General features: G+C 66.7%; 15 protein-coding genes and 1 pseudogene. 6 read left to right on the top strand and 10 right to left on the bottom strand.

Annotated elements, in window-relative coordinates:
• Positions 1–24: 24 nt before the first annotated feature.
• Entirely contained in the window at positions 25–2,703 is a 2,679-nt protein-coding gene (locus AAG816_RS21310; RefSeq protein ID WP_341991698.1) for a heavy metal translocating P-type ATPase, read from the bottom strand.
• A gap of 115 nt (positions 2,704–2,818) precedes the next feature.
• Between AAG816_RS21310 and AAG816_RS21305 the strand changes: the two genes are divergently transcribed.
• A complete protein-coding gene (locus tag AAG816_RS21305; protein ID WP_341991697.1) occupies positions 2,819–3,094 on the top strand; it encodes a metal-sensitive transcriptional regulator in 276 nt (91 codons plus the stop codon).
• A 10-nt stretch (positions 3,095–3,104) separates the two neighbouring features.
• On the opposite strand, the gene hemW is transcribed toward AAG816_RS21305, so the two are convergent.
• From hemW to AAG816_RS21285, 4 genes are all read right to left on the bottom strand, one after another.
• On the bottom strand, positions 3,105–4,334 hold the full coding sequence (gene hemW, locus AAG816_RS21300) for a radical SAM family heme chaperone HemW (protein ID WP_341991696.1): 1,230 nt from the start codon (positions 4,332–4,334) through the stop codon (positions 3,105–3,107).
• Entirely contained in the window at positions 4,334–4,966 is a 633-nt protein-coding gene (gene rdgB, locus AAG816_RS21295) for an RdgB/HAM1 family non-canonical purine NTP pyrophosphatase (protein ID WP_341991695.1), read from the bottom strand. Before rdgB ends, hemW begins: the two co-directional genes overlap by 1 nt.
• The gene (gene rph / locus AAG816_RS21290) at positions 4,963–5,679 is read right to left on the bottom strand and encodes a ribonuclease PH (protein WP_341991731.1); all 717 of its coding nucleotides are present in this window, start codon (positions 5,677–5,679) and stop codon (positions 4,963–4,965) included. Before rph ends, rdgB begins: the two co-directional genes overlap by 4 nt.
• Positions 5,680–5,976: 297 nt before the next feature.
• The gene (locus AAG816_RS21285) at positions 5,977–7,977 is read right to left on the bottom strand and encodes a methyl-accepting chemotaxis protein (RefSeq protein WP_341991694.1); all 2,001 of its coding nucleotides are present in this window, start codon (positions 7,975–7,977) and stop codon (positions 5,977–5,979) included.
• Between the two features lie 437 nt (positions 7,978–8,414).
• Here AAG816_RS21285 and hrcA point away from each other — a divergent pair, with 437 nt between their 5' ends.
• Positions 8,415–9,515, top strand: coding sequence for a heat-inducible transcriptional repressor HrcA (hrcA, locus tag AAG816_RS21280; protein ID WP_341991693.1), 1,101 nt, complete (start codon positions 8,415–8,417; stop codon positions 9,513–9,515).
• Positions 9,516–9,631: 116 nt separating this feature from the next.
• The gene (gene grpE, locus AAG816_RS21275) at positions 9,632–10,261 is read left to right on the top strand and encodes a nucleotide exchange factor GrpE (RefSeq protein WP_341991692.1); all 630 of its coding nucleotides are present in this window, start codon (positions 9,632–9,634) and stop codon (positions 10,259–10,261) included.
• A 103-nt stretch (positions 10,262–10,364) separates the two neighbouring features.
• On the opposite strand, the gene AAG816_RS21270 is transcribed toward grpE, so the two are convergent.
• From AAG816_RS21270 to AAG816_RS21250, 5 genes are all read right to left on the bottom strand, one after another.
• The gene (locus AAG816_RS21270; RefSeq protein ID WP_341991691.1) at positions 10,365–11,321 is read right to left on the bottom strand and encodes a hypothetical protein; all 957 of its coding nucleotides are present in this window, start codon (positions 11,319–11,321) and stop codon (positions 10,365–10,367) included.
• A gap of 137 nt (positions 11,322–11,458) precedes the next feature.
• Positions 11,459–12,076, bottom strand: a complete 618-nt coding sequence (locus tag AAG816_RS21265) for an alpha-ketoglutarate-dependent dioxygenase AlkB (protein WP_341991690.1) — start codon at positions 12,074–12,076, stop codon at positions 11,459–11,461.
• Between the two features lie 179 nt (positions 12,077–12,255).
• Positions 12,256–12,900: a bifunctional nicotinamidase/pyrazinamidase gene (gene pncA / locus AAG816_RS21260; protein WP_341991689.1), complete on the bottom strand. Its 645-nt coding sequence runs from the start codon at positions 12,898–12,900 to the stop codon at positions 12,256–12,258.
• A 63-nt stretch (positions 12,901–12,963) separates the two neighbouring features.
• Positions 12,964–13,980: a dienelactone hydrolase family protein gene (locus AAG816_RS21255; RefSeq protein WP_341991688.1), complete on the bottom strand. Its 1,017-nt coding sequence runs from the start codon at positions 13,978–13,980 to the stop codon at positions 12,964–12,966.
• Between the two features lie 181 nt (positions 13,981–14,161).
• Positions 14,162–14,788 (bottom strand): alpha/beta hydrolase, encoded by a 627-nt coding sequence (locus AAG816_RS21250; protein ID WP_341991687.1) that lies wholly within the window; start codon positions 14,786–14,788, stop codon positions 14,162–14,164.
• 172 nt (positions 14,789–14,960) lie between these two features.
• On the opposite strand from AAG816_RS21250, the gene AAG816_RS21245 reads away from it, so the two are divergent.
• The 3 genes and pseudogenes from AAG816_RS21245 (at position 14,961) to dnaJ (ending at position 19,135) form a co-directional block, all read left to right on the top strand.
• Positions 14,961–15,476: a hypothetical protein gene (locus AAG816_RS21245; protein ID WP_341991686.1), complete on the top strand. Its 516-nt coding sequence runs from the start codon at positions 14,961–14,963 to the stop codon at positions 15,474–15,476.
• 228 nt (positions 15,477–15,704) lie between these two features.
• Positions 15,705–17,618: pseudogene (gene dnaK / locus AAG816_RS21240) on the top strand (molecular chaperone DnaK); the annotation flags it as partial.
• A 368-nt stretch (positions 17,619–17,986) separates the two neighbouring features.
• Positions 17,987–19,135 carry a molecular chaperone DnaJ gene (gene dnaJ, locus AAG816_RS21235; RefSeq protein ID WP_341991685.1) on the top strand — a complete coding sequence of 383 codons (1,149 nt, stop codon included), beginning with the start codon at positions 17,987–17,989 and terminating at the stop codon, positions 19,133–19,135.
• The last annotated feature ends 359 nt before the right edge of the window (positions 19,136–19,494 follow it).

Raw genomic sequence — 19,494 nt, 5'->3', positions numbered from 1 at the left:
GCGTCCAGAGATCGGCGGCGTCGGCTAGTGCGGCGTCCAGCGCCGCAGCAGCAAAGCGTTGGCGATCACGCTCACCGACGAGAGCGACATGGCTGCCGCCGCCACCATGGGCGAGAGCAGCAGGCCGAGGGTGGGGTAGAGGATGCCGGCGGCCAGAGGCACGCCGGCGGCATTATAGATGAAGGCGAAGAACAGGCTGCGGCGGATGTTGCGCATGGTGGCGCGGGACAGGTCCCGCGCCTGGGCTAGCCCCGCCAGATCGCCCTTCAGCAAAGTGATGCCTGCGCTTTCCATGGCCACGTCGGTGCCGGTACCCATGGCGATGCCCACGTCGGCGGCGGCCAAGGCGGGGGCATCATTGACGCCATCGCCGGCCATGGCCACCACATGGCCCTGGGCCCGCAGCCGGGCCACCACGTCCGCCTTGCGGTCGGGCAGCACCTCTGCTTCCACCTCTTCAATCCCCAGCCGCTTGGCCACCGCCAGCGCCGTGGTGCGGGTATCGCCCGTGAGCATCACCACCCGCACCCCTTCCGCCGCCAGGGCCTTCAGCGCCGCTGGCGTCGAGGGCTTGACCGGATCGGCAATGGCGATGAGACCTGAGGTGGCACCGTCCACAGCAACGAACACCACGGTGGCGCCCTCCTGGCGCAGGGCTTCGGCCTCCGCCGTCCAGGCATGGGCGGGGGCGCCCAGCTCATTGAGGAAAGCCGCATTGCCGATGGCCAGCCGTCGGCCGTCTACCGTGCCGGTCACGCCCTTGCCGGCAGGGCTTTCAAAGTCCTTGGCCTCGGCTGGGGCGAGGCCTCGCGCGGTGGCCTCAGCCACGATGGCGGTGGCCAGCGGATGCTCGCTGCCCCGCTCCAGGCCGGAGGCGAGGCGGATCAATTCGTCCTCGGACAGGCCCGTGGCGCGCACCGTGGTCACCTTGGGCTTGCCTTCGGTGAGGGTGCCGGTCTTGTCCACCACCAGCACATCGACCTTTTCCATGCGCTCCAGCGCTTCGGCGCTCTTGATCAGAATGCCCGCCTGGGCGCCGCGGCCCACGCCCACCATGATCGACATGGGGGTGGCAAGTCCCAAGGCGCAGGGGCAGGCGATGATGACTACCGAAACCGCCGCCAGCAGCGCGAAGCTGAGACGAGGCTCCGGGCCCACCCACATCCACACCGCAAAGCTCAGCACGGATGCGGCCAGTACCGCCGGCACGAACCAGCCGGACACCTGATCCGCCACCCGCTGGATCGGTGCCCGCGAGCGCTGGGCCTGGGCCACCATCTGCACGATCTGGGCGAGCAAGGTCTCGCGGCCGACCTTGGTGGCGCGCATGACCAAGCCGCCGGACTGCACCAGCGTGCCGGCAATCACCGGCGCGCCAGCGGTCTTGGTGACAGGGAGGGACTCGCCCGTCACCAGGGATTCGTCCACCGCCGCGCGGCCGTCCTCCACCACGCCGTCCACGGCGACCTTCTCGCCCGGTCGCACCCGCAGCCGGTCACCGGGGTGGATGTCATCGATGGCGACGTCTTCGTCGCTGCCGTCGGTGCGGATCCGGCGCGCGGTCTTCGGGGTGAGGCCCAGCAACGCCTTGATGGCGCCGGAGGTGGCGTCGCGGGCACGCAATTCCAGCACCTGCCCCAGCAGAACCAGAACGGTGATCACCGCCGCGGCCTCGAAATAGACCGGTACCGCATCGCCATGGCCGCGCAGGGCGGCGGGGAACAGGCCGGGCGCAAAGGTGCCGGCGAGGCTGTAGAGGAAGGCAACGCCGGTGCCGAGCGCGATCAGCGTGAACATGTTGAGATGGCCGCTCTTCACCGAGGCATAGCCGCGCTCGAAGAACGGCCCGCCGGCCCAAAGCACCACCGGGGTCGCCAAGGCGAACTGCACATAGTTGGACAGTTGCGGCGCCAGCAGATGCAGGCCGGCGAAATGGCTGCCCATCTCCAGCAGGAACACCGGGGCGGTGAGGGCGAGGGCGATCCAGAACCGGCGGGTCATGTCCACCAGTTCCACATTGGGGCCGTCGTCCAGGCTCACCACGTCCGGCTCCAGCCCCATGCCGCAGATGGGGCAGGAGCCGGGGCCGATCTGCCGGATCTCGGGATGCATGGGGCAGGTGAAGACGGTGCCTTCGGGCACCTCCACAGCGGGCGGGGCGCCGCCGGCGGCATAATGCTCGGGATGGGCCTCGAATTTCACCTTACAGCCGGCGGAGCAGAAGAACACCGGCTGGCCGTCATGTTCGGTTCGATGCTTGGCGGTGGCGGGGTCCACGTCCATGCCGCAGACCGGGTCTTTTGCCAGGCCGCTGGCCGGGCCGTGGCCATGGCCGGCGTGGTCATGGGGATGATGGGCATGAGCCGCCTGGGCGGTCTTGGCCTCCTCCCGTGCCTTGGCCTTGGCAAGCTGGGCCTCCGGGTCGGCCTCGAATTTGGTCTTGCAGCCATTGCAGCAGAAATAGAACGTCTTGCCGCCGTGGCTGGCGTGATGCTTGGCGGTGGCGATGTCCACCTGCATCCCGCACACCGGGTCGGTGGCTTTGGAAGACAGGTCGAGCGGCGGCGGCGCGGCGCCGCTGCAGCAATCGGCAACGGGTGGCGGGGCGGGGGCGTTCGCGAGGACCGCGGGCGCGGGCGCTGTGCCGCCGCAGCAACTGCCGGACGGCGCCGAGGGGTGATCGGAATGGGAATCCTGAGCCATGACGCCTCCAGAAGAGGGGAGCGGCGCGGCGGTGTCTTTGCGCTGCGTCACATCTCCAACACCCCATGGGGGTATCTGACTTGCGTTCTATACCCATGGGGGGTATCTTTCAAGGATGAAAGAGCCGGCCCGATCCTCCGTCCTGAAGCGCCTCAACCGTATTGAGGGGCAAGTGCGCGGCATTGCCCGCATGGTGGAGGAGGATCGCTACTGCATCGACATCATCACCCAGATCTCCGCCGTCCGCGCCGCCTTGCGCCGGGCGGAGGAAGAGGTGTTGCGCGATCATGTGGGCCATTGCGTCGCCCACGCCATCCGCTCCGGTGATCCCGACGAGCAGGCGAAGAAGATCGACGAACTGATGGACGTGTTGGCGCGGTCGGAGCGGTGAGGCGGGGCGGTCAGGCCGCCAAGGTGCCAATGATCGCGTTCAGGACCGGGAAGCCCGGCGGCAGCACCCGCAGGCGGGCGCCTTCCAGCACCACCAAGCCTTCGGAGGCCAGATCCGCGATGCGCCCGGGTGCGATGGGCTTTCCGGCCAGCCGGGCGTGGCGATCCAGATCCACCCCTTCCGCGAGGCGCAGGCCCATGAGCAGCATCTCGTCCGCCTGTTCGGGGCGGGTCAGGGTCTCCCGCGAGACGATGCCGTGGCCGTTCGCCTCTACCTTGGCCAGCCAGGCTTCCGGATTGCGCTCGGTGAAGGTGGCGTGGCGGGCCTCGCCCACATTCAGGCGGCCATGGGCGCCGGGGCCGATGCCCGCATAGGTGCCATAGCGCCAATAGACCAGATTGTGCCGCGCCTGGGCGCCGGGGCGGGCGTGGTTCGAAATCTCATAGGCGGGCAGGCCGGCGGCGGTGGTGATCTCCTGCGTCATGTCCCACAAGGCGCGGGAATGGTCGTCATCGGGAATGATCAGCTTGCCGGCGGAATAGAGCTTTTCGAACGCGGTGCCCGGCTCGATGGTGAGCTGGTAGAGCGAGAGGTGCTCGCAGTCCTGGTCAATGGCGCGGGACAGTTCGCGCGCCCAGTCCTGCGGATTTTGCCGGGGACGGGCATAGATCAGATCGAACGACACCCGCTCGAAGGCGCTGCGCGCAATGGCCACCGCGGCCAGGGCCTCGTCCACCGAATGCATGCGGCCCAGCGCTTTGAGTTCGCCATCGTCCAGCGCCTGCACCCCCAGCGAGACCCGGTTGACCCCCGCCGCCCGATAGCCGCGAAAGCGTTCCGCTTCCACGCTGGTGGGGTTGGCCTCCAGGGTGATCTCGGCGTCTTTCGCCAGCGGCCAGGCGTCGTTCACCGCCTCCAGAATGGCGCCCACGGTGCCGGGCGCCATCAGCGATGGCGTGCCGCCGCCGAAGAACACGGTGCCCGCCGTCCGGGGACCGGACAGATCCCGCATGTAAGCGATCTCGCGGCGGAAGGCGGCGATGAAGCGCGCCTGATCCGGCGGCGACTGGCGCACATGGCTATTGAAGTCGCAATAGGGGCATTTGGCGAGGCAGAACGGCCAATGCACATAGACCCCGAACCCCCCGGCCGCCGCATCCGCCGCCCGAGGATCCGCGTGCACCCCTGCCACTGCCGGGGCGTCCGGCCTGAGGGGAGGGGTGGGCGCGAGGGTCTGCATCAGTTGTCCAGGCACGCCTGCGACAGCAGCCGGAACGCGCGGGCGCGGTGGGAAAGGCCCAGGCCCAAAGGCGGCATGGAGTGCTTCACCTGCGACGGCATCTCGCCGAAGGTCTGGTCATAGCCGTCTGGCAGGAAGCAGGCGTCATAGCCGAAGCCATGGGTGCCGCGGGGCGGGGAGACCACCTGGCCTTCCACCACGCCCTCGAATTCCTCCAGATGCCCGTCCGGCCAAGCCAGGCAGAGCGCCGAGACGAAACGGGCGGTGCGCTGGGCGGGCGTGACGGCGCCGCACGCCGTCAATTGCGCATCCACCTCGCCCATGGCCATGACGAAGTCCTTCTGCGGCCCACCCCAGCGGGCGCTGAAGATGCCGGGCGCTCCATCCAGCGCATCCACCACCAGGCCGCTGTCGTCGGCAAAGGCGGGCAGGCCGGCGGCTTTCGCCGCCGCCTCTGCCTTGATGCGGGCATTGGCGCGGAAGGTGGTGCCGGTTTCTTCCGGCTCCGGCAGGTTCAAGGCCCCGGCAGAGACCGCCTCGATCCCATAGGGAGCGAGCAACTCCTGCATTTCGGTGAGCTTGCCGGGATTGTGGGTGGCGATGACCAGCCGCCCGCTGAGTTTGCGGCTCATCCCTTGATCGCCGCCTTCTGCATCTCCACCAACTGGTTGATGCCGCCGCGGGCCAGATCCATCAGCTGGAGGAATTCCTCCTGCGAGAACGGGGTCTTCTCGGCGGTACCCTGGATCTCGACGATGCCGCCGGAGCCGGTCATGACGAAATTGGCATCGGTCTCGGCCTTGCTGTCCTCGGCATAGTCCAGATCGCACACCGGGGTGCCCTCATAGATGCCGCAGGACACCGCCGCCACATGCTCGCGCAGCGGGATCGTCTTCAGCATGGAGCGCTGGTACATCCAGTTCAGGCAATCATGCAGCGCCACCCAGGCGCCGGTGATGGCGGCGGTGCGGGTGCCGCCATCCGCCTGGAGCACGTCGCAGTCGAGCGTGATCTGGCGCTCGCCCAGGCCCACCAGGTCGGTGACCGAGCGCAGCGACCGGCCGATCAGCCGCTGGATTTCCTGGGTGCGGCCAGACTGCTTGCCGGTGGTGGATTCGCGCCGGGTGCGCTCCACGGTGGCGCGGGGCAGCATGGAATATTCAGCGGTCACCCAGCCCCGGCCCTGGCCCTTCAGCCACGGCGGCAGGCGCTCTTCCAGGGTGGCCGCCACCAGGACGTGGGTATCGCCGAACTTGACGAGGCAGGAGCCCTCGGCATGGCGCAGCACGCCCCGTTCGAAGGAAACGGCGCGCATCTGGTCGTTGGCGCGGCGGCTGGGGCGCATCATTTATCCATCCAATTCGTGGAGTCCGATACCATCAGGCCGAACGGACCTGCGGCGTGAATCCGGCTCCATATCCAAAGAGTGAAGCATGATGGTCTGCGAAGCCCGGAGGCTTCTTTCGGCATCATGCTCGAGAGACGTTCATCTGGCGAATGAGGCACGCGTCAATCAGTTGCAAACACAACAATGCAAAGCGGGCCTGCCAGCAATGGCAAGCCCGCTTCTGACGTTCGGTGCACGTGGCGTATCTTTAGCCGGAATTCGGACTGCGTAAAGCCATATCGGCCCACCTAACGATCAGGCCGCCGTGACTTGACGCAGAAAGCCGTCGATCTCGGTTTCGAGCCGCTCGGTGGCGGAGTTGACCGTGCGTGAGGCTTCCAGAACGCGGGCGGCGGAGTCACTGGTTCCCGCCACGGTTGTGTTCAAATGGGCAATGTCCGAGGCAACCTCACCGGTGCCGGTTGCCGCGCTGTCGATACTCGATCCGATCTCGCCGGTGGCGGAGCTCTGCTGCTCGATGGCGCCGGCGATGGCGGTGGCCGAACTGTTCACGTCCGACATGGTGGCGGCGATGGTCCGGATCGCCCGCGCCGCCTCCGAGGTTTCCTGCTGGATGGCGGCGATCTGCGTGGAGATGTCGTGGGTCGCGCGGGAGGTCTGGGTTGCCAGATCCTTTACTTCGGCAGCGACGACGGCAAAGCCGCGTCCGGCTTCGCCGGCGCGGGCGGCCTCGATGGTTGCGTTCAAAGCCAGCAGATTTGTCTGCTGGGCGATGGCCTCGATCAGCCCGACCACCTCGCCGATGCGGCTGGCCGCGGCGGCAAGGCCGGCAACCTTGGCGTCGGCGGCGCGGGCATCCTGCGCTGCCGTGCCGACCATCTGCGAGGTGCGCGAGATCTGGTCGGCGATGGAGGCGATGGACGCCGTCAGTTCCTCTGCCGCGCCGGCCACCGACTGGACATTGGTGGAGGCCCGCTGCGAGGCGTGCCGCGCGGAATCGGCGCGGGTGCGGCTCGCGGCGGCAGCGCGGGTCAGTTCGCCGGAGACGGCGGCAAGATCGCCTGCGGCCTCCATGGCTTGCCCGATCACTCTGCCAGCGGCGATGCGGAAGCTGTCGATCAGCGCGTCAATCTTCTCTTGGCGGACCGCTTGCGCCGCATGGGCAAGGGCCTTGGCTTCTTCTTCCCGCTTCCGGTCAATGGCGTGAAGGCGGAAGACATCGATGGCACGGGCCATCTCGCCGATCTCATCCTTGCGATCCGTCTGGTCGACGGTGATGGAGGTGTCGTCGGCGGCTAGCAGCCGCATTTTCTGCGTCATGCCCTGGATCGGTCGGGCGAGCGCTTGAGCGCCGAAGAACACCAGTGCCAGAATCGCCACAAGCGCGACCGCAGCCGTGAGGATCAGATCATTCCGCGTCTGCGTCACCTTGGCGAGCATGGTGGACCGAGGAATGCTCATCACCAGAATCCAGCGCTCGCTCATGCCGGGCAGGGTCAGGGCGGTGGCCATCATATACTGGGCGCCGGTTGGCGACTGGACCTCCAGGATCGGCTGTCCGCCGCGCGTCGCACCATCGATCAATTGGCGGATGGACGCATCTTCGACCTTCTTTCCCAGCAGGGCGGGGTCGTCATTGGCGATCCACAGGTCGTCGCCGCCGACGAGCGACATCCTGCCGTCCCCGAACGGGCGTAGCCGCTGGACGAAATGGGTGATGCCGTTCAAGGCCAGATCGCCCGTCACGATACCGATCGGCCTTGCCTTCTGGTGGATGACGATGCTGGTCGTGGTCATCAGGACGGGCTTTCCGTCCACCGGATAGTCATAGGGCGGCGTGACCAGCGATCGGTTCTGCTCGATCGGCTTGTCATACCATTCCTCGGTTCCGGCTTCCTTGGTCATCACCAATTGCTCGACGCCGATGGTGCCGTCGGGCTTGTTGAAGAAGTAAGGCACGAAGCGGCCGGTTGCGTCGGAAAAGCGGTGGCCGATGAAGGCGTTGTCCTTGCCATCCAAGGCGTCCGGCTCAAAGGCGAGCGTCATGCCGACCAGACCGGGATTTCCTGCGACCATCTTGGTGACCATCGCGCCAAGCGTATCGCGGTCGGTCATCTGGCTGTCGAGCAGACCTTCGATGGCGAGCCCGGCGGTCCGTACGGTCGCCACGGTGGTCGTCATGTCGGCTAAAATCTTGTTTGAATACTGGCCGAGCAAGGCCTGGGCCTCGGCTTGAGCCCCTTGGGTCGCTGCTTCAGCGCTGATCCACAGGCTGACGCCGACGACGCTCAGCATTGAGACTGCGCATAGGGTTCCTGCGGCCAGCATCAGTTTTGATCTGATGGTCAGGTCTTTAAGACGCATCTTAATGCCTCTCGGATATCTATTGTCTGGAAATGAGATATTTTATATATTTAATGATATTGAATGATTGTTATTGGATTTGTTTTCAATTTGCCCTGTATAATTTCTCAGTTTTACTATGTTCTGCGCGGCATGGTCAGGCTTAGGTGCCGATTGCTGCTGGCCTCCATGTGGCGTCGAAAGAAGCGAGCCCGCTATCTGCGCAAGAATGCGGTATAATTATAAAGTGGAAGACGGCGGGCGGTTGAGGATACAAAGGTAGCTAAGGACCCATGCAGACGGGGACTGATCCTCGTCCTTCATTCGAACGTACTGGAAACCGATATTAGGTTTTCGCAACACTTCTGTGTCCCCCAGAGGCCACTGCCGTGCCCATTGAACCGATCATCTCGCCCTTCTCCGCCGCCCTTGTGCAGATCGACGAGCGCTCGCGGGAAATCTTTCGCCAGATCGTGGAGAGCTATCTGGCCACCGGCGAACCGGTGGGCTCGCGCAATCTCTCCCGCCTGATCCCCATGACGCTGTCGCCGGCCTCGGTGCGCAACGTGATGGCGGACCTGGAGGCGGCGGGGCTGATCTATGCCCCCCACACCAGCGCCGGGCGGCTGCCCACCGAGCGGGGCTTGCGCTTTTTCGTGGATGCCCTGCTGGAAATCGGCGACGTTACCGAGGGGGACCGCCGCAACATCGAGTCCCAGGTGGCGGCCGCCGCCAAGGGCTATACGGTGGAAGGGGTGCTGAAGGAGGCCTCCTCCTTGCTCTCGGGCCTGTCGGGCGGGGCCGGCGTGGTCACCGCCATGAAGACCGATCCGCGCCTGAAGCACGTGGAGTTCGTGCCGCTGGATCTGGGCCGGGCTTTGGTGATCCTGGTGTCCGAGGACGGGCAGGTGGAAAACCGCGTGCTGCCGCTGCCCCCCGGCCTGCCGGGCTCGGCGCTGGTGGAGGCGAGCAATTTTCTCAATGCCCATATTCGCGGCCGGACGCTGGGTGAGGCGCGGGCCGAGATGGAGACTTTGCTCACCGATCTGCGGCGCGAACTGGATGCCCTCACCGCCCGGGTGGTGGAGGAGGGGCTGGCCTCCTGGTCCGGCGACGCGCCGGCGGAGCGCAAGCTGATCGTGCGCGGGCAGGCCAAATTGCTGGAGGATCTCCACGCGCTGGAGGATCTGGAGCGCATCCGCCTGCTGTTCGACGATCTGGAGAGCAAGCGCGAGGTTGTGGATCTTCTCGGCCGGGCGGAAGAGGGGCACGCGCTGCGCATTTTCATCGGTTCGGAGAACAAGCTGTTCTCCATGTCCGGCTCGTCCACCATCGTGGCGCCCTACCGCGACGGGCAGGGGCGGGTGGTGGGCGTGCTGGGGGTCATCGGGCCCACGCGGCTGAATTATGGTCGCATCGTACCTATGGTGGACTTCACCGCCCGCGTGGTGAGCCGGGTGTTGGGGGCTCCAGGCGCCGACGCCGCTTGATTTTTACCGCAGACACCCCGATATGCGAGGCGAATTGACGGACGGTCGCTTGCGGGCGGCCGGCGAACGGACGTTGCGCCGCCCATGGGCGGCCGGGCAGGCATGAGGAACAGCGCATGAGCGATCAGGGTGGCGCCGCCGGCGAAGAGCACCGCACGAATCCCGAAATCGATCCGGAAGGCGCCGAGATGGAATCCTTGGCGTCCGCCGAGCATATCGGCCATCTCCAGTCCGAGAAGGAGCGCTTCGAAGCCGAGGCCGCGGCGTTCAAGGACAAGTATCTGCGCGCCTTTGCCGAGGCCGAGAACATCCGCCGCCTCGCCGATCGCGAGATTGCAGACGCCAAGGTCTATGGCATCGCCTCGTTTGCCCGCGACGTGCTGAATGTGGCCGACGATCTGGCCCGGGCGCTCGCCGCCGTGGATCAGGAGACCAAGGACACCGCCGAGGGCGCCGTGAAGGGCCTGATCGACGGGTTGGAACTGACCGAGCGCAGCCTGCTCAAGGGCTTGGAAAAGCACGGCATCCGCAAGGTGGAGCCGGTGGGGGAGAAGTTCGACCCCAATCTGCATCAGGCCATGTTCGAAGTGCCGGACCCCTCGGTGGCCTCGGGCACCGTGGTCCAGGTGGTGCAGTCCGGCTATGTGATCGGCGACCGGGTGCTGCGCCCGGCGCTGGTGGGCGTGGCCCGCGGCGGCCCGAAGCCGGCGGCGGTCTCCGAGGCCGAGGGCGGTTCCGCCGCCTGATCGTCTTGCGTTCTTTCAGGTTGACAGCGAACGGCCGCCCGGTGGGCGGCCGTTTTGCTGTCGGGGATGGCGAAACGTCCGCCGGGATGACAGCCGGCGGTGTTCAGCGGTCCCCGCCAGCCTCGAAGCCGTCGCGGATGGCGCGCAGCTTGGGATAGGCGTCCGGGAAGGCATCGGCCTTGACCACGCCGAGCATGCGCACATAGCCGTTGGATCCGAACCGCAGCCACTGGATGACCTTCACCTCGGCGCCGCTCTGCGCCTCCTTGGCGGTGGCCATCACTTCGAAGCCGGGCTGGTTGTGGATGCGCAGCGGCTCGGCCCGCTCCACCCGCAACTCCTTGAAGCCGGGGGTCGAGGTCAGCGTGCGCACCGCGAAGGTGCCGCGGTCGTCATCGCGGGGGGCGCCGGCGGACACCGAGACCACGAACAGCGGCTGATCGGCGGCCTCGATCTCGTTCTTCGGCCCGTCGGTGAGGAAGACGGCGGTGTTGCCCAGCACCCGCAGCACCCGGAAGCCGGCCAAACTGCTGAGGTGGAACGGCAGCCCCTTGAGCTGCTCCTCGAGGCTCGGCGGGGCGCGGAAGGCGATGGTGGCCAGGGCCGCGCGCACCGTCTCGTCCGGCAGGCTGGCGGCAGTGGCCTCGGGGATCTGCGCGGTGATCAAAGCCGTGCCCTTGCTGGTGCCGGCCAGCAGCACCCACTTGCGCACCGTCAGCGCTCCGGCGGTCTGGGTGCCGGTGACGAACATGGTCTTGGTGTCGGGGATGGTCAGCGGGTCGCGGGAGATCACCGCAATGCCCTTGCTGGCCAAGGCGGCGTCGGTGAAGCCGCTGGCGACCTGCTCATAGGCCTCGGGGGGCATCTCCACCATCAGGATGGAGGCGGACTTGGCGCGGTCCTCGAAGCCGGGGAAGGCGGTGGCCTCGGTCATGCCGTCGGGCGGCACCAGACCCACCAGAGAGCCCCGCGGGAAGATGGGGTCCGCGGCGAAGGCGGCGCCGCTGAGGATCAGGCTGCCGGAGACCAGCAGGGCGGCAAGGGTCCGCGACAGACGCATGGGGTGCTCCTGGAAGCGCCGGCCTCGGGTGGGCCAGCCGATTGAGAACGCTGGGAAAGGCCATGCGCCTGCCGATCCGGCACGGTCAAGCGGTCTTGGGCGGCAAAGCCGGCGGAAGCGAGGCGTTCCGGGGGATCTCACGGCGGGGTGACCCGGCGCAAGGTCAGATTGAGCCGGCCGGGTGCCTCCAGCACGGTGGAGGAGCCCGGCAGGATCCGGTCGACCCCATGGAAGGCCAGCCGGCTGCGGCCGGCCAGCACCAGGGCATCCCCTGAGGCCAGGCGGATGCTGCGGGTGGGACCGCCGCGGGTTTCGGTGCCGATGCGGAAAACCGCAGTATCGCCAAGGGATAAGGACAGGACCGGGGCGGTGAGGTCGGCCTCGTCCTTGTCCTGGTGCAGGCCCATGCGGGCGTCCGGGCCATACCAATTGATCAGGCAGGCCTGGGGCGGCGGGCCGCCGGCGAGGGCGTCCCAGATCGCCAGCAGGGACGGGGGAATGGGCGGCCAAGGCTGGCGGGTGTCCGGATGGGTGGCCTGGTAACGGTAACCGGCAATGTCCGCCACCCAGCCCAAAGGCCCGCAATTGCTCATGCGCACGGACAGCGGCTTGCCGGTGCGGGGCATGGCCGGGGCGAACAGGGGGGCCTGCGCCAACACCGCGCGGATCTCCCCCACCAGCGCCTCCTGGGCGGCACGGTCGAGATAGCCCGCCCACCACCGGCAATCGGGGGCGATCTCCAAGGGGTGCGGCACAAGCCCGGCTCCTGACAAGGGGAGGTGATGTTGCATCATGGATGGACGCGAAGTTCCCCTGAAACGCCACCGTGTGTCATCCCGTTCCGGGCCGCTGGTGTCGTATGACACGGAAAGTCATGCCCCAGGTTGCGGCTTTGGCGAATGCATCTTCCGCGGGGCTCCGGTCCGGACCGGGGTCAGCCTCCCACGTCCGCCATTCGGCACAGGCGCACCCCGGCGGCGGCCATCTGCGCATCCGCCTGCGCCAGGGAGCCGCCGGTGTCGATGGCCCGGCAGGCATCCGCCACCACCAGGGTCTCGAACCCGTCGCGCACCGCGTCCAGCGCCGACCAGGAGACGCAGAAATCATAGGCGAGGCCCATGAGCACCACCCGGCCGATGCCCCGCGCCCGCAGATAGCCGGTGAGGCCGGTGGGGATGGCCGGGTCGGCTTCATAGAAAGTGGAATAGCTGTCCACGCTGGCATGGTGGCCCTTGCGGATGATGAGCTGGGCGTGGGGCACGTCCAGCCCTGGCGCGAACTGGGCGCCCGCGCTGCCCTGGACGCAATGGTCCGGCCACAGCACCTGCGGCCCATAGGGCAGGGGGATGGTGGCGAACGGCACCTGGCCCGGATGGCTGGAGGCAAACGAGATGTGCCCGGCCGGATGCCAGTCCTGGGTCAGGATCACGGTGCCGAACCGCTGGGCCAATTCATTGGCCAGGGGCACCACCGCATCCCCCGCCGCCACGGCGAGCCGGCCGCCGGGCAGGAAATCCACCTGGAGGTCGACGATGATGAGGGCGGTGGCGGCGTCGGGCCTCAGGGTCGCGGCGATCATGGGCAGGCTCCCAAAACCGAGGCAGAGGTGCGGTGGCGGGCCGACGCACGTCTGCTTCGGGGCTCAGTTGAGCTTGAGGAATTGGGTCAGGAAGGCGCCCACGTCTCGATGGGCCGCTGCGGCGGCCTCGACGCTGCCGCCCACATGCGGTCCCAGCTCCACGCAGGCGTCCTTATAGGTGAAGGGCTGGCCGGTGGCGGCATTGGTGAGCACGCCGGGCGCGGTCTCGCGAATGGTGCAGGCGCGCACGGTCTGGGATTTGGCCGCCGCGATCTTGCCGAGCGGGAACGGGGCGTCGAAGCCATGTTCGCCGGTGGGATAGGTGGTCACGCTCACGTCGTGCCCGGCCGCCTTCAGGCGCTCCACATAAGGCGTGCAGACCGCGACCGGATCATAATCGTCCAGGGCGCCGTGGAAGATGCGGATCGCCTTGCCGCCCACCTGCGTCTCATCGATGAAGCTGATGGCGCAGTCCGGATAGAACGGCACATAAGCGGCGAAGGTGACGCCCGAGGTGTTCCACAGCTTCTGGAAGCGATCGAGGCTGGCATAGAGCGCCGCCTGTCCGCCACGGGAGAAGCCCATCAGCACGATGCGGCTGGTATCGATGCGCGGGTTCTTGGCCAGGATCTCCAGCGCCCGATAGATGTCGAGCACGAAGTTCAGCCGCCCCAGCTGGCTCTGGTCGGAACTCACCGAGGTCAGGCCGCGCCCGGTGAAGCCGTCGATGACCAAAGTGGCGATGCCCATGGCGTTGAACTGCTCCAGCCACGGCTCGATATTGGCGCCGACGCCGCTGGAGCCGTGCATGAGCACCACCACCGGCTGCTTGCCGGGGGCCTGGGCGAGGCGCAGTTCCGCCGCCAGCGTCACCGGCTTGCCCTCCTCCTTGGCCCCTTTCAGGAACGCGCTGTCGGGCAGGGTCAGCGAGGTGAAGGGATGCAGCTCCACGCGGGCCGGGTAGGCGGCGAGCGGGGCGGGCGCGGGTGTCTGGGCCGGCGCCTGGGCCAGGACCGGCACGGTCGCCAGCGTCAGGCCCGCGGCCAGCGCGGCGAACAGAGAGAGGGACAGGCGCCGCATCAGGTTCATCCCAGCATCGGGTAACGGGGCATGGACAGTGTCAGGTGAAGCCGGCGTTGTCAGCGGCGAAAGCCGGCAGTCCCAGGCTTATGCCCTGCCGTTTCGCCGTCCTGCCCCGCCATTCGGCCGGCGGGGACGGATGCAGCGGACAAGCGGCGCCGGTGGATGGGGCACGGGGCGGTCACCGGGCGGCAAAGCCGGCGACGGCGGACACCACCTGCCCGTCGATGCCGTTGAAGCCGTGATGGGCGCGCGCCTCGCAGGCGTCGCCTTCCTCGCTGCCGCCGTCGAGCCAGACCGCCTTGGCCTTGCCGTGCGACCAGGCCAGAAATGGCTCCACGCCGGCCGGCAGGGTCTTGCGGCAGCCGTCGTGCCGGTGCGCGATCACCAGGGTGGGCGGCAGGGCCGCGGGCGAGCTGAGGATGCGCATCACATTGTCCGGGTCGCCGGAGGCATCGCTGAGGAAGCCCGAGGTCAGCACCAGCCGCGTCGGCCGCGCCCCGGCGGCGATGCCGCGGGCGGCGCGCTGGGTGCCCCGGCTGGTGCCCACCAGGGTGGTCGGGCCGAAGCGGGACATCATCTCCACCGCCGCCGCGACGTTGACGCTGCCCTCGGGCACCAGGACGGCGAACCCGCGCGCCGCATAGGCCTGCCGGGTTCGCACCAACTGGTTGCCGCCATGGGCGATGCTGCCGTCGCTGCCGATGCCGAGGACACCGCTCCCTCCGGCGAGCAGGATGATGCCGCCGCGCGGCTTGGCCGGCGTCAGCAGCGCCGCATTGACGCCGCCCACGGAAACGCCGGTCACCTGCACCTCCGCCGCATCGGCCGGGCCGCAGGCCAGGAGCGAGACTAATTCTCACGTGTGCCCACTCATCTCACCAGCGCGGCAGATGAGTGGATGGCGAGAATCGCGTATCATACAACCTCTCAATAGAGGCAGTCCTCGGCGATAAAGTGTCGTGATATGAGAGGTTGTAATGTTCGCCAACGCTTGGTCTCTTATATTATCTTTTGCAAAGTCATTTGAGGGATATTCCGGATTTTGGTCCTTTTTTCAGGGTGCCGTGGCGACGGTTGGTATTGTTTGGGCAGTTTGGTATCCAAATACGCAGAATAGAAAATTGCAGGTGGACAATTTTATTGCCATCAGAAATATATGTTGGGTTACAGCTCGCTATTTAGATTGTTTAACTATCGAATTTCAAAAGGACAGGGATGCTTATCGAGGATTGGATGAGTTAAATTATTGTAATTTTAGTTTACAAACAATAGATCTTAATACAGTGCGGCCTGCAGAATTAATATCTCGTGTGATTCATTTGCAGGGAATGAGCTTGTTGTTCATCAAAGAGCTGCAAAATCCAGTTATTGACGTCGCTCGCCTGCGTTGGATCAGTGGGCAAGCCAGCGGTGTGATGGAAGTGCTGGATGGCGCCGTAGTGGCCATGGGAGGGAAATTCACTAAAGACGACGAGCGAATGGCATTTCACTGAGATAGGCCGCTTGGCCTCTGTGAATTGATGGGCCTCCGGACCGGGCTCTCCGGATCGTGAAAAACTGGAAGCCGCGCATCGGCCATGCCTTGCGGCGCCTGAAGCGCCCCCCTATATCGGCCTCGAACGCTGTAGACATACGGCGTACCCCAATATGCGGGGGCCGGCGGAATGGACGGGAGGGGCCCGTTCGTCCTTCATGGGTGCTGAACAAGGCCCGGCCGGTCTGCCGACAAGGAGAAGTACATGTCAAAGATCATCGGCATCGACCTCGGCACCACCAATTCCTGCGTCGCGGTGATGGAGGGCGCCAGCCCGAAAGTCATTGAAAATGCTGAAGGCGCGCGCACCACGCCGTCCATCGTCGCCTTCACGGAAGACGGCGAGCGTCTGGTCGGCCAGCCCGCCAAGCGCCAGGGCGTCACCAATCCGGAGCGCACCTTTTTCGCGGTGAAGCGCCTCATCGGACGGCGCTATGAAGACCCCACCGTCGAGAAGGACAAGAAGCTCGTCCCCTATCAGATCGTGCGCGCCGACAATGGCGACGCCTGGTTGTCGTCGGACGGCAAAAAATATTCGCCCTCGCAGATCTCCGCTTTCATCCTGCAAAAGATGAAGGAGACCGCCGAGGCGTTCCTGGGCGAGAAGGTGGAAAAGGCGGTCATCACCGTCCCCGCTTACTTCAACGACGCCCAGCGCCAGGCCACCAAGGACGCCGGCAAGATCGCCGGCCTGGAAGTGCTGCGCATCATCAACGAGCCCACCGCCGCGGCGCTGGCCTATGGCCTCGACAAGAAGTCGGCTGGCACCATCGCGGTCTATGACCTGGGCGGTGGCACCTTCGACGTGTCGGTGCTGGAGATCGGCGACGGCGTGTTCGAGGTGAAGTCCACCAACGGCGACACCTTCCTCGGCGGTGAAGACTTCGACATGCGCCTCGTCAGCTATCTGGCCGACGAGTTCAAGAAGGAGCAGGGCATCGACCTGCGCAACGACAAGCTCGCTTTGCAGCGCCTCAAGGAGGCCGCCGAAAAGGCGAAGATCGAACTGTCGTCTGCGACCCAGACCGAGATCAACCTGCCCTTCATCACCGCCGACGCCACCGGGCCGAAGCATCTGACCATGAAGCTGACCCGCGCCAAGTTCGAAGCGCTGGTGGAAGACCTCATTCAGCGCACCATGGAGCCCTGCCGGCTCGCGCTGAAGGATGCGGGCCTGTCCGCCGCGCAGATCGACGAAGTGGTGCTGGTGGGCGGCATGACCCGCATGCCCAAGGTCCAGGAGATGGTGAAGCAGTTCTTCGGCAAGGAGCCCCACAAGGGCGTCAACCCGGACGAAGTGGTCGCCATCGGCGCCGCCATCCAGGCCGGCGTGCTCCAGGGCGACGTGAAGGATGTGCTGCTGCTCGACGTGACCCCGCTGTCGCTGGGCATCGAGACTTTGGGCGGGGTGTTCACCCGGCTCATCGACCGCAACACCACCATCCCCACCAAGAAGTCCCAGGTGTTCTCCACCGCGGAGGACGGCCAGACGGCGGTCACCATCCGGGTGTTCCAGGGCGAGCGCGAAATGGCGGCGGACAACAAGGTCCTCGGCCAGTTCGATCTCATGGGCATCCCGCCGGCCCCGCGCGGCGTGCCGCAGGTGGAAGTCACCTTCGACATCGACGCCAACGGCATCGTCAACGTGTCGGCCAAGGACAAGGGCACCGGCAAGGAGCAGCAGATCCGCATCCAGGCCTCCGGTGGTCTCAACGACGTCGACATCGAGAAGATGGTGAAGGACGCCGAGAGCCACGCTGCCGAGGACAAGAAGCGCCGCGCTCTGGCGGAAGCCAAGAACCACGGCGAAGCGCTGGTCCACTCCACGGAGAAGGCCCTGGCCGAGCATGGCGACAAGGTGGGTGCGCCCGAGAAGGCCGCCATCGAGACCGCGCTGGCCGAGGTCAAGACCGCCCTGGAAGGGGCCGATGCCGAGGTGATCCAGGCCAAGAGCCAGACCCTGGCCCAGGCGTCGCTGAAGCTGGGCGAGGCCATGTACGCCAACCAGCAGGGCGACCAGCCCGCCGGCGAGCCCAAGAAGGACGACGTGGTGGACGCCGAGTTCACCGAGGTGGACGACAACACCAAGAAGTCGGCCTGATCTGTCCTGTGACTTCGGACCCCTCCGGCGGTGCCGGGCGGGTCCGGGTCGGACCGGATCGCTAGGCGATCCGATGGTGACTTGCTAAGACCCCTGTCACTCCCGGATCGCTCCGGGGGTGACACTGTTTCTGGTGTTCTGGAGCACGTTCCGAGCCGGTTGACCTGCCCGGGCACGTCTCTCTCAATCAATGGGCCTGTGGCTTCGTTCCGGTGACGTGAAACGGATCGGGGCCGGCCCGCGTGGTGTGGTTCAGTGGGGCGGTGGCCCGTGCGAGCCGAGGGCGATCCGGCTGCGGCCGCGGTCGGTCTCCGGCAGGCGCGGACCGTGCACGGGAAACCGGACCGGAGGCGACGGAAATCGAGACCATGGCGAAGCGTGATTATTACGAAGTGCTGGGCTGTGATCGCGGCGCCGATGAAGCGGTGCTGAAGGCCTCCTACCGCAAGCTGGCCATGAAATGGCATCCGGACAAGAATCCCGGCGATGCCGAGGCCGAAGTCCGGTTCCGGGAATTGAGCGAATCCTACGAGGTGCTCAAGGACCCGCAGAAGCGCGCCGCCTATGATCGCTTCGGCCATGCGGCATTCGAGAATGGCAATGGCGGCGGCGCGGGCTTCAATGCCGATTTCGCCTCCACCTTCGCCGACATCTTCGACGATCTGTTCGGCGGCTCCATGAACCGGGGCGGCCAGCGCGGCGGGGCTGCGGCCGGCGGGCGCGCCCGCGGCGCGGACCTGCGCTACAACATGGACATCTCGCTGGAGGATGCCTTCTCCGGCAAGACCGCCCAGATCAACATTCCCACCTCCATCGCCTGCGAAGTGTGCTCGGGCACCGGCGCCAAGCCGGGCACCCAGCCCAAGCCCTGCCGCACCTGCAACGGCGCCGGCAAGATCCGCCATGCCCAGGGCTTCTTCACCTTGGAGCGCACCTGCCCGACCTGCCAGGGCCGGGGCAGCGTGATCGAGGATCCCTGCGTCAATTGCGGCGGCGCCGGCCGCGTCACCCGCGAGCGCAATCTCCAGGTGCAGATCCCGGCCGGGGTCGAGGACGGCACCCGCATCCGCCTCGGCGGCGAGGGCGAGGCCGGCATGCGCGGCGGACCGGCGGGCGATCTCTATATCTTCCTGTCCATCGAGCCCCACGCCTTCTTCCAGCGCGAGGGGGCCGATCTCTACTGCCGCGCCCCCATCTCCATGGTGACGGCGTCGCTGGGGGGCACGGTGGAAGTGCCGACCATCGGCGGCGAAAAGACCAAGGTGAAGATCCCCGAGGGCACCCAGTCCGGCAAGCGCCTGCGCCTGCCCGGCGCCGGCATGCCGGTGCTGCGCACCCGCTCCATGGGCGACATGTATGTGCAGGTGGTGGTGGAGACGCCGCAGAACCTCACCAAGCGCCAGCGCGAGCTGCTGGCGGAGTTCGAGGGCCTCAGCTCCAACGAGACCCAGCCGGAGTCCAACGGCTTCTTCGCCAAGATGAAGGACTTCTTCCAGGGCGCCGGCGACGCGGATTGAGCGCGCCTGCGTTCGGTTGGCCGGTCGCCGCATAGAATAGAGCGGCAAAAGAGAATAGCGCGGCAGAACCCTCCCCCCTTGCGGGGGGGGGCAGGGAGGGGGGTGAAACGGCTTCCCTCCCGTGCCCGCCCTGAGGTCTCTTATTTACATCCCACCGGGTGCGATCCCCTGCGGCGCTTCCAGCCCAATCCGTTTCACCCCCCTCCCCAGCCCTCCCCCGCAAGGGCAGGGCTATCGCATATGGGCGAGGGCTCGGATGAGGTAGTCGTCTTCCCATGCGCAGCGCTTGAAGCGCCTTCGGATGGGGGTCTTTGGGTCGTCGATCCGGTTGGCGATGTTGAGGGCCCAGCGATTGACGA

It is taken from the genome of Azorhizobium sp. AG788 (assembly GCF_943371865.1).
Lineage (GTDB): Bacteria > Pseudomonadota > Alphaproteobacteria > Rhizobiales > Xanthobacteraceae > Azorhizobium.
Note: the sequence above shows the minus strand (reverse complement) of the source record. Positions and strands in the feature narration are given on the sequence as shown.

Bases quoted from the DNA above. Each gene is read 5' to 3' on its own strand.
- AAG816_RS21310 (WP_341991698.1), bottom strand. From the start codon at position 2,703: ATGGCTCAGGATTCCCATTCCGATCACCCCTCGGCGCCGTCCGGCAGT.
- AAG816_RS21305 (WP_341991697.1), top strand. From the start codon at position 2,819: ATGAAAGAGCCGGCCCGATCCTCCGTCCTGAAGCGCCTCAACCGTATT.
- hemW (WP_341991696.1), bottom strand. From the start codon at position 4,334: ATGCAGACCCTCGCGCCCACCCCTCCCCTCAGGCCGGACGCCCCGGCA.
- rdgB (WP_341991695.1), bottom strand. From the start codon at position 4,966: ATGAGCCGCAAACTCAGCGGGCGGCTGGTCATCGCCACCCACAATCCC.
- rph (WP_341991731.1), bottom strand. From the start codon at position 5,679: ATGCGCCCCAGCCGCCGCGCCAACGACCAGATGCGCGCCGTTTCCTTC.
- AAG816_RS21285 (WP_341991694.1), bottom strand. From the start codon at position 7,977: ATGCTGAGCGTCGTCGGCGTCAGCCTGTGGATCAGCGCTGAAGCAGCG.
- grpE (WP_341991692.1), top strand. From the start codon at position 9,632: ATGAGCGATCAGGGTGGCGCCGCCGGCGAAGAGCACCGCACGAATCCC.
- AAG816_RS21270 (WP_341991691.1), bottom strand. From the start codon at position 11,321: ATGCGTCTGTCGCGGACCCTTGCCGCCCTGCTGGTCTCCGGCAGCCTG.
- pncA (WP_341991689.1), bottom strand. From the start codon at position 12,900: ATGATCGCCGCGACCCTGAGGCCCGACGCCGCCACCGCCCTCATCATC.
- AAG816_RS21255 (WP_341991688.1), bottom strand. From the start codon at position 13,980: ATGCGGCGCCTGTCCCTCTCTCTGTTCGCCGCGCTGGCCGCGGGCCTG.
- AAG816_RS21245 (WP_341991686.1), top strand. From the start codon at position 14,961: ATGTTCGCCAACGCTTGGTCTCTTATATTATCTTTTGCAAAGTCATTT.
- dnaJ (WP_341991685.1), top strand. From the start codon at position 17,987: ATGGCGAAGCGTGATTATTACGAAGTGCTGGGCTGTGATCGCGGCGCC.